This window comes from Streptomyces poriferorum, from assembly GCF_019399235.1.
Classification (GTDB): Bacteria; Actinomycetota; Actinomycetes; order Streptomycetales; family Streptomycetaceae; genus Streptomyces; species Streptomyces poriferorum.
Window position 1 is genome coordinate 1 of record NZ_JAELVH010000174.1, and the last position, 15,301, is coordinate 15,301.

The window sequence follows — 15,301 nt, forward strand, 5'->3', positions numbered from 1 at the left end:
CCGGGCGCTCATCACGGCCGCCGTCCTGCTGATCGCCCTGGCCGGGATCTGGTACGCGCTGCTGCGTCCGGCCGTGATGAGCGCCCGGGGCAGCCAGCGCGGCAGCAGCGGCTCCTGCTGGTAGGAACCGTCCACGAGCACGGGCGCCACCGGCTCCTCGCCCTCGGTCACCTGCGTGGCGGCGAAGACCTGGAAGGGATGCGTCACCGGCGTGCCGCGCCACATCCGCTTCGCGGGCCTGACCCGCAGTCTGCCGAACTCCGCATGGCCGGGCGCCACCTGGAGTTCTGCCACGTCGAACGCGACGCGGGCGAGCTCGGTCCCGGGCTGGGCGCCCAGCCGGACGGTGACCGGTGTGTTGCCCCGGTTGTCGACAGCGAGCTGGTGCCGCCCGCGGCGGGAGCCGTGCGAGCTGCGCGGGACCAGCTCGGCCGTCGTGGCCGTGAACGGCAGCACCGTCACCCGGCCTTCGGGCACCACCGTCTCGCCCTGCTCACCGGTGGGCACCACCCGGATCCCGAAGGGAGTCTCGCCGGCCGGCACGGTCGCATCGCGGGGCGGGCGCAGCATGAGCGAGACGGTCCGGGTGTCGCCCGGATACAGCGACAGCACCGCAGGCTCCACCGCCGACCATGAGGCGCACGCACCGACCACCTCGAAGCGGTACTCCTCGACCGTGGCGCCGGAGTTCCGGACCTGTAGGGGGACAGCCGTCTCCTCGCCCGGTGCGGCGCTGACGGACGATGCGTCGAGACTTGCCGTGAGACTCATATGGCGGACCGTAGAGTCGTCGGCGCCGTCCGACATCGGCCTCGAAGGAACACTTTCGGGCAGATCCCATGCCCCTGACACCCTTTTAGTTTTCTTTTCAGTAAACAAGGGCATCTTCTGACCGCCTCATGACCAATGAGGCGGACGAGAACGGCTGCGAGGCGTGTGCTTGGTGTGGCCTTCCAGCTGTTGCCCAAGGGGGAGCATCGGCATGGAACGCATGGAACGCACCACGGTCGCGTTACGGGCCCAGGATCCGATCTCGCAGGCCGGAGTGGCCAGCCAGTTGAGGACCCGTCCCGAGGTCAACGTGGTGGAATGGGGCGAGGACGACTTCGCCCCCCAGGTCGTCGTCATGGTCGTGGACACGGTGGACGAGGACGTGCTCACGATGCTGCGCCACGTGCAGCGCACCAGCGACTCGCGCACGGTGCTGGTCACCACGGAGATCGACGAACAGAAGCTGGTGAGTGCGGCGGAGTGCGGGGTCGTCGGGGTGATCAGGCGGGCGCAGTCGACGCCCGAACACCTGGTGCAGGTCATCGAGACGGTGGCTCGGGGCGAGGGCCACCTGCCGTCCGACCTGCTCGGCAGGCTCCTCGCGGAAGTGGGGCGGCTCCAGGGCCAGGTGCTCGGGCCGCGCGGACTGCACTTCACCGGTCTCGCGGCACGCGAGGTGGATGTGCTGCGCCTGGTGGCCGAGGGGTACGACACCGCGGACATCGCCACGAAACTCGCCTATTCCGAACGCACGATCAAGAACGTGCTGCATTCGGTGATGACCCGCCTCCAGCTGCGGAACCGGTCCCACGCGGTGGCGTACGCCTTGCGGCAGGGACTGATCTGAGGCCTCACCCGGCCCTCCCACGGTCTTCGGCCGCACCTTCCCGGCCCGCGCCCCGGTGCGGACCGCGTCTGCTGTTGTGCGGGCGTGCCCCAAAGGGCAGCGCCGGCTTCCCGGGGAAGTGACTCGCCTCCCGCTGCGTGGTCCGGGCACCTGCGGGATGGTGTCGGCGCTGTTCTTCGGAGGTACGGGCGCGGGGGAGTGATTCGGTGCGGGCGACCGAGCAGGCGAGACGGGCGGGCGGACATGCCGGTGTGCGGCGTTCCGCGGCGCTCGTACTGATGTTGCTGGCCGCCGGTCTCGCGCCCGCCTCGGCCGGTACGGGCGTGGCCGTACCTGTGCCGCCCGAACCATGGGTCACCCCGGCGAGCCTGCACGAGGCGCTGGACCCGGGCGGGTCGACGGGGGTGGACAAGACGGTGCGTACACCGGCCATTCCGCCGAGGCCGGATGTGGTGCTGCTGGTGGACGGCACGATGAGCATGCCCGTACCCATTCAGAAGGTTCAGGAGAACTTTCCCGCTATCTCCGAGAAGATCCTGGACGAGCAGCCCGACACGCATTTCGCCGTCGCCACGTTCGGCGACCAGGAAGTCGATCCGGGCGCCGGATTCAAGGTGCTGCAGGAGCTGACGGATGACGTCGGAAAGGCCCAGGACGGCGTCGACGCGCTGGAGGCGGACATGGGCGGCGGCAGCCGCGGCCCCTCCGAGGACTGGATCAACGGGCTCTGGCAGATCGCTGACGGGGCCGGTGGCAAGACGGTCTTCCGCGAGGGGGCCAACCCGGTCGTCGTGCTGATCGGGGACGCCTCCAGCCACGCGCCCAGCAACGGCCACACCATCGACGACACGATCTTCGCCCTTCAGGACAAGGGCATCCGGGTGATCGGCATCGACCTGGACAGCTCGATCGGTGACGGCCTGAACGGCAACGGGGACGCGGGTGACCCGAACTACGTCGAGGACCCGCCCACCACACCGGGGCAGGCGACACGCATCATCGAGGCGACCCAGGGTCGTCTGCTGGAGGAGATCCAGCCCGACGCGGTCGCCCAGGCCATCATGGACGGCTTCGACAACCTGCCCGCCTCCGTCGGCTACCGGCTCGACGACTGCGACCCCCACCTCACCGTCGCCCTCGACCCGCCCACCCGCCGTCTGACCAGCGGCGAGACCGCTCACTTCGCGGAGAACATCGACGTGTCGGACGACGCGCCCCAGGGCACCACCCTCACCTGCACCGTGCAGTTCCTGCTCGGCACCCAGGCACCGGGGACCGACACGATCGGGCCGGCCGCGGCTGCCGATCCCGACTTCCAGCAGCAGATCAGCATCGACGTGAACGACATCGCCGCCCCCGTCGTCACAGTGGACGACAGGATCGCCCGGCCCGACAACGACGACGGAGCACGGATCCGCTACCGGGTGACGGCGACCGACGCCCAGGACGGCACGCTCCCCGTGACCTGCACCCCCGCATCCGGTTCCTTCTTCCCCGTCGGAACGACCACGGTCACCTGCTCGGCCACCGACGCGGCGGGCAACACCGGCACGGACACCGCACGTTTCGAGGTGCTGCCACCACCGCCACCGACGGAGCCCCCGTCACCTCCCGGGCCGCTCCCGACCTCGTCGGCGGTCGCCGTCAAGGTCGACGTCAGCCCGGACCGTACGTACGTCACCCGCCCGGCCCGCGCCCACTTCACCGTCACCAACGCCGGCCCGGACACAGCCAGGGGAGTCGTCATCGGCGCGACCTGGCCGGCCCCGTCCTCGTCCGAAGACCGCAGCCTGCAAGCCCTCACCCGCTGCACGGCAGCCGAGCCGTGCACCATCCCGGCGGGCGGCCGGATCGAGGTGACGCAGACGGCGACGTACCGCGCGGCCGTCACGGGGGACGTACGCGCCACCGTGCGCGGCACCGTCCCGGACCGCAGCACGGCCGACAACCAGGACAGGGACCGGCTGCGCGTGCTCAAGCCCTCCCTCACCGTCACCCCGCAGGTCGCCAGGCCGGGGCAGCCCGTACTGGCCCGCGGCAAGGACTACCCGCCCGGCGAGACCGTGAACCTCACCTGGAACCTGGGCATCACGTCCGACCGGTCGGGGGTGCGGGTGGGCCGCGACGGCACGTTCGAGGTGCAGATGCTGGTGCTCCGCAAGGACACCCTCGGCCCGCGCGTCCTGCGGGCCGCGGTCCGCCGCCTTCCCCGGCTGGAGAAACCGGTCCTCGTGGTCCAGCGCAACCTGCAGCCACCCGACTTCAAGGGCCGGACGTGAGAGGGGCGATCCGCGGATGATCCATGAGGTGGACGACGTACTGCGCTCCCTGATCCGGGCGGAGGTGCTCGAAGGCGGCCAGATCGCAGTGGTCTTCGACGCACCGACCCGGGAATGGGCGGCCAAGGTGAACGCACCGATGGTCAACCTCTACCTCTACGACATCCGCGAGGACATGCGCCGGCGGGAGCGCGGACTCCACAACGAGTACGACGAGCGGGGAACCGTCGTCGCGCGCCGCCGCCCGCCCCGCTACTTCAAACTGTCCTACCTGATCACCGCATGGACGAAGCGCCCGGAGGACGAACACCGGCTGCTGTCCTCCCTGCTCGCCTGCCTGCTGGCGTACGAGGCCCTGCCCCCGGAACGCCTGTCCGGGACCCTCGCCGGGATCGGGGCGGCCGTCCCGATGTCGATCGCGCTCCCGCCGCCGGAGGACCGCTCGTTCGCGGACGTGTGGAGCGCCCTGGGCGGTGAGCTGAAACCCTCGCTGGACCTGGTGGTCAGCGTCCCCGTGACAGCCTCTCCGACGTACACGGCAGGTCCGCCGGTGGGGGAGGAAGGGCTCCGGGCACACTTCGGGGACGTACCCACGGCCCCGGAACCCGCACGCGATCCGATGCCGGGACGCGGCGGCCTTCCGGTGTACGGAAGCCGCCCGGGACGTCCGGAACCCGACGCCGCACCCGCCTCCGTGGCGTCGCGCCGGGGCCTCGCTCTCCGCATTACCGAGAACCGGCGCACCCAGGACGGCCGTACGGAGGACAGCACCGCATGACACCCCCGGACCACCCCGCCGAGGACCTGAACCTGCGCCACCTCCTCGCCCGCGCGGTGGGCGTGGAGCAGCGCATCCGCCACGCGGTCGAGGCCCGGCGGTCCACGGACCCCGACCCGCAGGACGCGTTCCGCGGGCTCTACCTCACGGACGAGAACATCGCGAGGCTGCTGGACGTCGAGGGTGCACGGGGCTTCCCGGATCCGATCGGGACGGATACCGCCCCGGCAACGGACGGCGACTCCCGTCTCGCCTCCCTGGAGGCCGGCTTCGGGCTGACCGCGCTCGACATCGAGATCCTGCTCATCGCCCTCGTACCGGATCTGGACGAGCGCTTCGAGGCGTTCTACGGCTACCTCAACGACGACGTGACCCGCCGCCGCCCGTCCATCGGCCTGGCGCTCGGCCTGTGCGGCCTGTCACCCGCCGATGCGGTGGCCCGTGGCCGGCTGGCCGCGCGCGCACCGCTCCGCCATGCCGGGCTGCTCCTGGCCGAGGACCTGGACCGCCCGTTCCTGAGCCGGGCGCTGCGCGTCCCGGACCGGGTCACCGCCCATCTGCTGGGCGACGACACCCGGGACCCGCGCCTCGCCGAGCTCCTGGCGCCCTGGCACGCGGTGGAGGGCGTCGGCGACCCCGCACCCCTGGCCCGGGTGCTCGCCGACGGTCTCCCCCTGGCCTACCTGAGCGAGGACCAGGGCGGTGCGGGCACGGCCCTTGCCGCGTCGGCGCTCACCCTCGCGGGCCGTGGCGTCCTGGGCCTGGACCTGGCCCGCCTGGCGCAGGACCCCGCACCGGCCGACGCGGTACGTTCCCTGGTCCGCGAGGCCCGGCTGACCGACGCGGGCCTGGTCTGCGCCCCGCTGGACGCGCTGTCCCGCGAACACCCGCACCTGCTCAGGCTCCTCACGGCGACGCCCGTACCCACGGTCATCGTCGGCAGGGCGCCGTGGGACGCCTCGTGGTCGACGGTCCCGCCCCTGCTCCTGCACGCCCCCAGGGTGGAGCCGTCGGCACGCGGCGCCCTGTGGAGCGACGCGTACCGGCGTACGACATCGGCACCCCTCCCCGCGACAGTCGACCCGGACCACCTCCTCGCCCCCTTCCTCCTCACCCCGGAACAGGTCACCGGCGCGGCCCGCAGCGCGGCCCAGACGGCTCAGCTCGACGGCGGGACGCTCACCCCCGGCCACGTACGCCAGGGAGCCCGCGCCCAGAACGCGGCGGGCCTCGACCGCCTGGCCCGCCGCATCGAACCCACGGTGAACTGGCACGACCTGGTCCTCCCGCCCGACGCCCACGCCCAGCTCCGCGAACTCACCGCCCGCGCCCGCCACCGCGACCGGGTCCTGGGGGAGTGGGGCATGCGCCCGGGAGGAGGCAGGGGCCGAGGCGTATCGGCCCTGTTCGCGGGCGACTCCGGAACGGGCAAGACCATGTCGGCGGAAGTGATCGCGGCCGACCTCGGCCTGGACCTCTACACCGTCGACCTGGCCACGGTCATCGACAAGTACGTCGGCGAGACCGAGAAGAACCTGGAACGCATCTTCACCGAGGCGGCGGGAGTGAACGGCGTCCTGCTCTTCGACGAGGCGGACGCGATCTTCGGCAAGCGGTCGGACGTCAAGGACGCGCACGACCGCTACGCGAACGTGGAGAGCGCCTACCTCCTCCAGCGCATGGAGTCCTTCGACGGCCTGGCCATCCTCGCCACCAACCTCCGCGCCAACCTCGACGACGCCTTCACCCGCCGCCTGGACCTGGTCGTCGACTTCCCGGTCCCGGACCCGGAACAACGCCTCCTGCTCTGGGAACGCTGCCTCGGCCCGCTGCTCCCGCGTGGCACGGACCTCGATCTCGCGTTCTGCGCCGAGAACTTCGAGCTGGCGGGCGGCAACATCCGCTCGATCGCGGTGACGGCGGCCTACCTGGCGGCGGACACGGGGGGTGCGGTGACGATGACGACGCTCATCCACGCCATCCAGCGGGAGTACCAGAAGCTGGGACGCCTGACGCTGGCCTCGGAGTTCGGGCCGTATCTGGGGCTGGTTCAGGGGTGAGGGCCGGGGACGGACACCTTCTCGCCCGATGCCCGGGAAATGCCCCGCGTGTTCCCTTGCGCGGGCCGATGGATACCGCCACGGTGGGCGAGCGGACGGGCTGTTGACCGACAGATCCCCGCCGCACTGCGACGGGAGCCGGTGTGACCGCACTGTCTGTTCTGCCTCATACCCTGCACGGCGACGGCCCGCACAAGGTGATCGCGGTGCACGGCTGGCTCGCCGACCGCTCCGCGTACGACCCGGTGCTGCCGGACCTGGACGCCGGTTCGTTCCAGTACGCCGTGGTGGACCTGCGGGGATACGGCGAGGCGAGTGGCGCGGACGGCTCGTACACGACGGCCGAGGGCGCCGCGGACGTGCTCGCGCTGGCCGACCGGCTCGGCTGGGACCGGTTCTCGCTGATCGGCCACTCGATGGGCGGCTCCGTCATCCAGCGGACGGTGGCCGCCGCGCCGCAGCGGGTGCGCAGAATCGTCGGGGTGTCTCCGGTTCCCGCCTCCGGCCTGCCGCTGCCGCCCGAGCAGTGGGAGCTGTTCGCCGGGGCGGCGCAGAACCCGGACAACCGCAGGGCCATCCTCGACGTCACCACCGGAGGCCGGCGCCCGGCGGCCTGGCTGGACCGCATGGTGCGTCGCTCGGTCGAGTGCAGCGACGCGAACGCGTTCCGGGCCTGGCTGGACTCCTGGGCGGGCGAGGACTTCCACGACCGGATCGACGGATCGCCCGTACCGGCGCTGGCCGTGGTGGGGGCGCTGGACCCGGCCCTCTCCGCCGATCTGCAGCGCTCCACCTGGATGCGCTGGTTCCCGCGCGCCGAGCTGGCGGAGCTGCCCTCGTGCGGCCACTATGCGATGGACGAGGCGCCGCTCGACGTGATCCGGGTGGTGGAGGACTTCCTGCGGGCGGACACGGAGGACGGCGAGGCGAAAGTGTGAGCGGCCCCGCCTCCCCGGCGCCCGCTCCGGACGTCTTCGACCCGAGGCAGTACGCGCGTGGCATCCCGCACGACCGCTACCGCCGCCTGCGCGACCACCGTCCGGTGGCCTGGCAGCGGGAGCCGGAGGTGCTGGGCTGGCCGGCGGGCCCCGGCTTCTGGGCGGTCACCCGGCACCAGGACGCCGTCCGCGTACTGAAGGACTCGTCCACGTACTCCTCGTACCTCGGCGCCACCCAGATCCGCGACCCCGACCCCACGGACCTGCCGTTCATCCGCCGCATGATGCTCAACCAGGACCCGCCGCACCACCGACGGCTGCGCACGCTCGTCAGCCGCGCCTTCACCCCGAAACGCATGGACCGTTTCGAGACGGTGGTACGGGAACGAGCCCGCGCCCTGCTCACAGGTGCCGTCAACGAGGCGCGGGCGGGCGACGGCACCTGCGACCTGGTCACCCAGGTCACCGACGACTACGCCCTGCTCAACCTCACCGACCTCCTGGGCGTACCGGACACCGACCGAGCGCTCCTCCTCCACTGGACCAGGCGCGTCATCGGCTACCAGGACCCGGACGAGGCAGGGACGCCGGCACTCGGCCCGGACGGGAAGCCGGTCAACCCGCGCTCCCCGGCGTCGCTGCGCGACATGTTCGAGTACGCGCACGTCTTGGCGGCCCACAAGCGCGCGAACCCCGCCGACGACGTGATGACGGCCCTCGCCACCGACCCCGAACTGACCGCGCCCGAGCTGGAGATGTTCTTCTTCCTGCTGGTGGTGGCGGGCAACGACACAGTACGCAGCGCCGCACCCGGCGGCCTGAGCCTCCTTGCCGAGCACCCCGAGGCCTTCGACCGCCTGCGCAACGGCGAGGCCGAGTTCACGACGGCCGTGGACGAACTGCTCCGCCGCCACCCGCCGGTCCTGACGTTCCGCCGCACCGCCAAGCAGGACACGGAGCTGGCGGGCACGCGCATCCGCGCCGGCGAGAAGGTGGTCGTCTTCCACGCCTCGGCCAACCACGACGAACGCGTCTTCCCGGACCCGTTCGCCCTGGACCTCTCCCGCTCCCCGAACCCGCACATCTCGTTCGGCGACGGCCCGCATGTCTGCCTGGGCGCGCACTTCGCGCGCCTGCAGCTGCGTGCGTTGTACGAGGAGGCGTGCCGCGTACTCCCTGCCGGACCGCTCCGGCCTGCGGCCCCACCACGCCGCCTGGTATCGAACTTCATCAACGGCCTGAAGTCGCTGCCGGTGATGGTGTCCGATGGGTGAATGCATGGGTGAGTACATCGTCCCCTGACGTCGTCACCCGACATCGACCGGCAAGGACACGCGACTTCGCTACGCCTCGCGAGTGTCCTCGGCCGCATCCCCTGACCCGAGCTGCGACGCCTGCCATCCGTGGATGAGGAGATCGAACACGGTCTCCACGGACGCGAGCGGATCGTGCCGGGTCGTGGCCAGGGCCGGTACCTCCAGGACGAACCGAGCCATTGCCGAGCAGGCGAGATCGTCGGGTTCCCGGCCGAGTTCCGCCGCGATCGCGGCGCTGAGCGCGCCCGCGTGCCGCATCCACATGCGCTCCCAGTACTCGCGCAGCGCGGGCGTCTGCTGCACGAGTGCGGCGAACCGCTCCCGACGCGGATCCGAGTCCAGCCGCACCCAGGACGCCAGCGCGTGCGCGCGGAGCGCTTCGACCACGCCCTGACCCTCGGGCCGTTCGCGGACGGCGGCGGTCAATGAGGCCTCGACTTGCGCTTCGCGGTCGAAGACCAGCGCCTCTTTGCCCGGGAAGTGCGCGAAGAGCGTCGTCGTCGACACATCGGCTCGCTCGGCGACGTCCCGGACGCTCACCCGGTCGAATCCGTGCTCCAGGAAGAGCTCCAGGGCGGCGTCGGCGATGGCCTGCCTGGTCGCGGCCTTCTTGCGCTCGCGGCGACCAGTGGACGGGGTATCGGGCATGCCATCACTGTACCCGGTAGCCGGACTGAAGCAGAAACTTGAACGATTGCAGTTTCTGACTCGTTCTGCTTTTCTGGTTCCGGCAGGGGCTGCCGCCCATCAGGGCGCGGCGCCGGACATCGCAGCGCCCGGGGCGCGGCGTCACCGGAGCCCCGACCGGTGAAAGGAATCAACCGTGAGCTCTCCGACACCCTCAAGCGCACGCATCGGCATCATCGGCGCCGGCCCGGGGGGCCTCACGTGCGCCCGCATCCTGCAACGGCACGGCATCGCGGTGACCGTGTACGACCGAGACCCGGATGCGGACTCCCGGAACCAGGGAGGCTCGCTCGACCTGCATGACGACGACGGCCAACTCGCCCTCCGCGAAGCGGGCCTGCTGGACGAGTTCTTCGAGCTCGCCAGGTTCGACGGCCAGGAGATGCGCCACCTGGACCCGGCGGGCAATCTCCTCTCGCACCACGTGCCGGACGAGGGCGAAACAACCAAGCCCGAGATCGACCGCGGACAACTGCGTGACCTGCTGCTGCGCTCACTCGCCGCGGGGACGGTCCAGTGGGGCCGCGCGCTCGATTCGGTGAGCGAACCGACGGGCGGCGGTCCCCGCATGTTGACGTTCACGGACGGGACCACTGCCGAGACCGACCTCGTGATCGGCGCGGACGGTGCCTTCTCGCGCGTGCGCAGAGCGGTGTCGCCCGCAACGCCGCGCTACACGGGGGTCAGCTTCCTCGAAGCACACTTCGACGACATGGAGAACGCGCACCCCGAGCTCTCCGAACTGGTCGGGAAGGGCAGCGCGCACGCCGCCGACGGGGAGCGTGGCCTCTTCGCGCAGCGGAACAGCGGCGGCCACCTGCGCGTCTACATCATGCAGCGCGTCCCCATGGACTGGATCGCGGCGAGGGGGCTCCGCCCCGAAGACACCGAGGCCATCCGCGCCCACCTGCTCGACGCGTACGCGGCGTGGTCGCCCCGCACCCTCCGCATGATCACCGACAACGACGGCCCCTACGTCGATCGCCCGATCCTCGCCCTGCCGGTACCGCACACCTGGGAGCACTCGCCGGGCGTGGCACTCCTCGGAGACGCCGCGCACCTCATGCCTCCGCTGGGTGTCGGCGTCAACCTCGCGATGCTCGACGCCAGCGAACTCGCGCTCGCGCTCGTCGGCTCCGCGACTGTCGACGACGCGGTGCGCGCGTACGAGAAGACGATGCTCCCGCGCTCGGCGGAAATCGCCCAGATGCTCGAGGGCGGCGCGGAGCACATGCTGGCCGCGCCCGGCCCGGACGACGAGCGGTTCGGGCCGGACCGACCTTGACCGCGTGTGCCGAGCCCTCGATATGCATCCAGAAGTCCCGTGGCCGCGCCGCAGCGACCGAGTTCATGCGGGCGCTTCGGCCGGTGCCCGATGGTGCGGGGCGACGGGCAGCCACCGGACGCCCACCCAAGCTGGACGACACCCACGTCGGGATGGTCCGGGCTGCGTTGGAGCAAGGTGCGCAGGCCCATGATTTCGAGGCGGACCTGCGGACCCTGGGACGAGTCGGCGTCGTCGTCACCCGGGTAACGGGTGTGATGTTGTCGAGGTCAGTAAGGCTGTCCCGCAACCCCTGGTGTATCAGCGGGCGGCATCAGATGCGGTGCATCGCAAGGCGTCGGGGCGGCCGCAGACTGAATGTATCCGGGCGTTCCGACAGTGCGGCGAGGTGCCGTAGCTGTCGTCCTGCGCCCGCCAGGGACTACAGGAGCCCTCAGCCCGCCCTGCACGTTCTCGCTCGCGACCTGACGGCCGCCCGTACCCACGGCATCGTCGACGGCTCAGCGGGGCCGACCGCAATGCTGGGCCGACAAGGCGCACCGGGGGTGCCCGCGTCAACGTGAGGTTGGAAAGGCTCACTGCCCGTGCGTGTCAGCGCAGTTCGTCAGGAATTCTCAATAAACAGATATGAGGGGGAACCGTCGAGGCCCATCGCGTCATTATCAAGGATGGAAGATACTACTTGGCCGCTGAACACAGGTACTGCTGGCCGAGTCAACAATATTCCGTCAGCAAGGCATTCCGAGGTAAAGGCAATTCCATGCTTCTTGAGGAAGTCAAGATTCCTTTGGCTCAGGATTTCCCGGCCATCTCCCTCCACATACCACATGCCCATTTCCCCCTGGGTGCGTTTAGAAGCTCCAGGAATAATGATGGGTTCAGGCAGGCGGCGTGCGGACACGATTCGACGCAAGGCAGGGACCTCATCGAAGATTTCCCACTGTACACCGGATACGAGAGTGATCGTCTTCTTAATCAGATTCTCACTCATCAGGACGCAGTAAGTCATCGGCTCAATCAGGATTGCCGTATCCTCGGGCTCGAACCAGTCCTCTTCGTTGATGTGAATCATTGGGAGATATGCGGCCGTATCCTCCAATCGATCGGCATTCGTCGGTGTGCACCGATAGTATATGGAACATCTAACACCCATCCTGTGGAGTTCGCTTACGATTTCTTCCGTCGTCTCGCGCGATGGAGATGTCCACTCTGCTGGCGAGTCGGCCTGGTACGCTCCCTCGCCAATTATGAACTCGCGAGTATTCGAGGTAAGGGGTTCTTCCAGGATGATTTTGCATTCTACTTGCATTATATTTCCACCAGGATCTGATATGGGCCGCGCCCCTTGTCCACGGTTTGTACCTTCAGGCCGTTCCTGCGCAGGCACTCATCACCCCATTCGCGACACTGATCTGCGCTTGCCCCTATTCGTCTCAGGTGATCGCGTCGGCTGACCCCCTGGGAAATCTTTGCGCCGAACCAGTGGTTAAACGTGGCATTCTGCTTTTCGGTGGAGAGTGTGAGATTGGATACCGAGTTCGGTCCATTCAGGCTCTGTTCGTGAATGTGGTGCCATTCCATGCCGGTTGGATTCTTGAAAATCTTATGATGGCGGTAGTTCAAAGTCTGGCGAGCGTCGGGATAGTTATTCCATTCGTCTGCATTCTTGATCTTCTCCCAGGCGTTACCCTTCTTGTAGTGACGCCCTGGATCGAAGTCACGCCAATTTTGACTCTGTATCGGCATCTGGCCGGAGTCGCTCCTCCCGTACTCTTCCAGTGCTGTGTAGTGAAATTTCTTCTCGTTGACCTCTGTTACTTGGCTCGCAACCCATAAGTGCCCAGTCCGTATTTCGACTTTGTCATCCAATTTCGGCGGCGTTTCCTCCTTCAGGGCTTTTAGTCTTCCCTCGAGTTCTCTGGCGCTACGCCCGCCGTCCAGATAGCTTCTCGCTAGTTCTACCGCCTCATTCCTGTCTGTCAATTCATGGCGCATGGTCTTTTGGTACTTCCGACCGAACGTCCCATTCTTGTTTACCAGGTAACGCAACTTTTTGAATTCTGCCCCCTCCTCCTCCCTAAGGGATTCATTACGTGAGAGCGCGATTTGGACCCTTCCGTCTTTCCGTGTTTCTGTCAGTGAGTCAACCGATTCCTTTGCTTGTGTATATGCATACTCGATTTGGCTCAGGAGCTGCTGAGGGAGTCGATTGTCGTAATCGGATACTCGGTGTTCGCTGGCTATGATAAGGACGGAGAATGGGGGATTTGTGCCTAGTGCTCTGAAATCCTGAATCCATGTGTACGTGTGGCGAATTCTATTGAGAGCAGCGAGAAGGGCCTTTTTGGATGCCCCCTTTTCTTCGCTTTCTTTGACTATCTGGCGAGCCCGAGAAGTTGCGGCTGGAAGCTCGCGTCGCTTCTTGGCTTCTTTTCCTGACGTTTCCTTCGTGTGGCCACTCGGTTTTCCATTGGTATCGTCCTTCTTTTTGGATTTCCCCCAGAGTGACTTTCCCCTTTTTGCGATGAAGTCGACGATTTTGTCGATCGCCCGGTTCACCGGACGTGCCACCGCATGGAAGACCTGCTTCACTTTGTTGGCCAGGCTTCCGATGCCCAGCAACGACACCAGGAACCCGATAAGCAGCGGCACGCTTGCCGCCAGAGCCGCCTCGACCATCTTCGGGACGCCCGCCTGGCCGCCGTTGGCTATGGCGACCACCGCGTCCAGTACCGAGTTGACGAACTCCGCTATCTGCGCGCCCTGCGTCACCACGAACGTGACGATGTCGATGATTCCCTTGACCGCGCGGATGAACGCCGAGGCCGGGTTGAGCAGGGACAGGATCCACGTGATGCCCGCGATGATGACCGTCGGGATCAGATAGCTCGTCAGTTTCTCCAGGATCGTGGCCTTGAGGTCGCCGGCCTCTGCCTGGATTTCCTTGACCGCGCCTGCCGGGCCTTCGCTCGCGATGCTCTTTGCGACCGGGACCGATGTCTCGACCGCCGCCATCGCCTCGTCCGGGACACCCTTGCGGGTGACGCGGGCCTTGATGTTGTCCCAGGTCAGGCCCAGCAGCGAGCCGATGAGCTGGATGATGCCCTTCATGTCGAACTTCTGGGGGAGTTCCAGGCCCGCCTTCACCGCGGTGCCGAGCAGCCAGGAGACGACGCCCGTCTTCAGGTGCTCGGCGATGTTCGTGATGAAGAGGTTGAGGCCTGCGCCGACCGCGCGTACCAGGTTGCCCAGGAAGCCGATGGGGTCCTTGATGATCTTCATGATGGCGCCGGCGGCCTTGGCGAGGATGCCGAGGAGGAGGTTCTTGAGCTCGTTGATCGTCTTGATGACGCCGACGATGGCGTCCTTCGCCTTGTCGATCAGGCCCTTGTTGGCTTCCTGGAGCTTCTTGATCTCCTCGTCGATCTTGTTCAGGGCCGCCGTGTACTTCGACGCGAGGTCCTGGACCAACTGCTCCGACTTCTCGTTGACCGTGGCTTCCAGATCGTCGAACTTGCCCGCGAAGTCCTTCGCCGCCTCCTCACCGAACTGGCGCAGGTCCGCGGGGAGTTTGTCGACCTCGGCCTTGAGCTCGGTGCGGCCCTCGGCGATGCGGGCCTTCGCCCTGCCCAGTTCCGTGCCGATGAGGTCGGCGACTGAGGAGATCACCGTCTGCATCTGGGCGACGTAGAGCTTGCGGGCCTCCTGGTAGAGGTCGTTGGCCGCCTCGGGGAGGCCGGCGAACTTGTCCTTCACCCAGCGGGCCTTGCCGGTCCAGCCGGAGTAGCGCTTGTCCTTGTACTTCTTCATCCGGCGCTTGTGGTCCGCCGTGAACGCGTCCCGGGCCGACTTCTCGCCTGCCGTGAACGCCGTGTCGACCTTCTTGTCCAGGTCGGAGAGTGTGGTCTCGACCTCCTTCTTCGTGCCGTCGTAGACCTTCTGGAGCCTGGCCGTAACCTCGGCGCGCTTCTTCTCGTCCTTCGACTTCGTTTCGCCCTTGCCGCCGTCCACCTTCTGACCGGCCTGCGTGCGGGTTGCCGTGAGGGCCGTCATGGCGGCGGCGCCGGAGGCCGCCGCGCCCGCCTTCGCGGTGGTGAGTTGCTGGCTCTCGGCTGCCTGGCCCTTCGCGGGCGCCTTCGCGGAGTCCGTTTCGGCTGTCTTCTTCGCCGACAGCGCCTCGTTGAAGTCTGGTTCGTTTCCCTTGGCCAGCTGGTCCTCGGTGACCTCGGCGTCCGCCATCTGTTTGTCGTTCTGCGCCGGGCCCTCGGAGAAGTCCGTGACGGCGGGGGGTTGTTTCGCCGGGATCGCGTCCGCCGCGGAGGGGGCGCCGGGGTTGGCCA

At 68.2% G+C, this 15,301-nt stretch carries 11 protein-coding genes; 7 read left to right on the plus strand and 4 right to left on the minus strand.

The window, feature by feature from the left end; genetic code table 11:
- On the minus strand, nt 1-771 hold a 771-nt coding region (locus JGS39_RS26445; RefSeq protein ID WP_443742928.1), incomplete at its 3' end, for a COG1470 family protein.
- Between the two features lie 220 nt (nt 772-991).
- Between JGS39_RS26445 and JGS39_RS26450 the strand changes: the two genes are divergently transcribed.
- From JGS39_RS26450 to JGS39_RS26475, 6 genes are all read left to right on the plus strand, one after another.
- Nucleotides 992-1,618 (plus strand): response regulator transcription factor, encoded by a 627-nt coding sequence (locus JGS39_RS26450; protein WP_219572099.1) that lies wholly within the window; start codon nt 992-994, stop codon nt 1,616-1,618.
- A gap of 206 nt (nt 1,619-1,824) precedes the next feature.
- Nucleotides 1,825-3,897, plus strand: coding sequence for an HYR domain-containing protein (locus tag JGS39_RS26455; protein ID WP_308120727.1), 2,073 nt, complete (start codon nt 1,825-1,827; stop codon nt 3,895-3,897).
- Nucleotides 3,898-3,913: 16 nt separating this feature from the next.
- Nucleotides 3,914-4,675: a Pvc16 family protein gene (locus JGS39_RS26460; protein WP_219572092.1), complete on the plus strand. Its 762-nt coding sequence runs from the start codon at nt 3,914-3,916 to the stop codon at nt 4,673-4,675.
- The gene (locus JGS39_RS26465) at nt 4,672-6,735 is read left to right on the plus strand and encodes an ATP-binding protein (protein ID WP_219572093.1); all 2,064 of its coding nucleotides are present in this window, start codon (nt 4,672-4,674) and stop codon (nt 6,733-6,735) included. The genes JGS39_RS26460 and JGS39_RS26465 overlap by 4 nt, the downstream gene beginning before the upstream one ends.
- Before the next feature lie 143 nt (nt 6,736-6,878).
- Nucleotides 6,879-7,673, plus strand: a complete 795-nt coding sequence (locus JGS39_RS26470) for an alpha/beta fold hydrolase (RefSeq protein ID WP_219572094.1) — start codon at nt 6,879-6,881, stop codon at nt 7,671-7,673.
- Nucleotides 7,670-8,947 carry a cytochrome P450 gene (locus tag JGS39_RS26475; RefSeq protein WP_219572095.1) on the plus strand — a complete coding sequence of 426 codons (1,278 nt, stop codon included), beginning with the start codon at nt 7,670-7,672 and terminating at the stop codon, nt 8,945-8,947. The genes JGS39_RS26470 and JGS39_RS26475 overlap by 4 nt, the downstream gene beginning before the upstream one ends.
- Nucleotides 8,948-9,016: 69 nt before the next feature.
- Here the strand turns inward: JGS39_RS26475 and JGS39_RS26480 are convergent, their stop codons facing one another.
- Nucleotides 9,017-9,637: a TetR/AcrR family transcriptional regulator gene (locus JGS39_RS26480; protein WP_219572096.1), complete on the minus strand. Its 621-nt coding sequence runs from the start codon at nt 9,635-9,637 to the stop codon at nt 9,017-9,019.
- A 175-nt stretch (nt 9,638-9,812) separates the two neighbouring features.
- Between JGS39_RS26480 and JGS39_RS26485 the strand changes: the two genes are divergently transcribed.
- Entirely contained in the window at nt 9,813-10,961 is a 1,149-nt protein-coding gene (locus JGS39_RS26485; RefSeq protein WP_219572097.1) for an FAD-dependent oxidoreductase, read from the plus strand.
- 604 nt (nt 10,962-11,565) lie between these two features.
- Here JGS39_RS26485 and JGS39_RS26490 read toward each other — a convergent pair.
- Together JGS39_RS26490 and JGS39_RS41075 are read right to left on the minus strand one after the other, a co-directional pair.
- Nucleotides 11,566-12,033 (minus strand): hypothetical protein, encoded by a 468-nt coding sequence (locus JGS39_RS26490; RefSeq protein ID WP_219572098.1) that lies wholly within the window; start codon nt 12,031-12,033, stop codon nt 11,566-11,568.
- Between the two features lie 236 nt (nt 12,034-12,269).
- On the minus strand, nt 12,270-15,301 hold a 3,032-nt coding region (locus JGS39_RS41075; protein ID WP_236065815.1), incomplete at its 5' end, for a phage tail protein.

Coding starts and splice junctions, on each gene's coding strand:
- JGS39_RS26450 (WP_219572099.1), top strand. CDS start 992: ATGGAACGCACCACGGTCGCGTTACGGGCCCAGGATCCGATCTCGCAG.
- JGS39_RS26460 (WP_219572092.1), top strand. CDS start 3,914: ATGATCCATGAGGTGGACGACGTACTGCGCTCCCTGATCCGGGCGGAG.
- JGS39_RS26465 (WP_219572093.1), top strand. CDS start 4,672: ATGACACCCCCGGACCACCCCGCCGAGGACCTGAACCTGCGCCACCTC.
- JGS39_RS26480 (WP_219572096.1), bottom strand. CDS start 9,637: ATGCCCGATACCCCGTCCACTGGTCGCCGCGAGCGCAAGAAGGCCGCG.
- JGS39_RS26490 (WP_219572098.1), bottom strand. CDS start 12,033: ATGATTCACATCAACGAAGAGGACTGGTTCGAGCCCGAGGATACGGCA.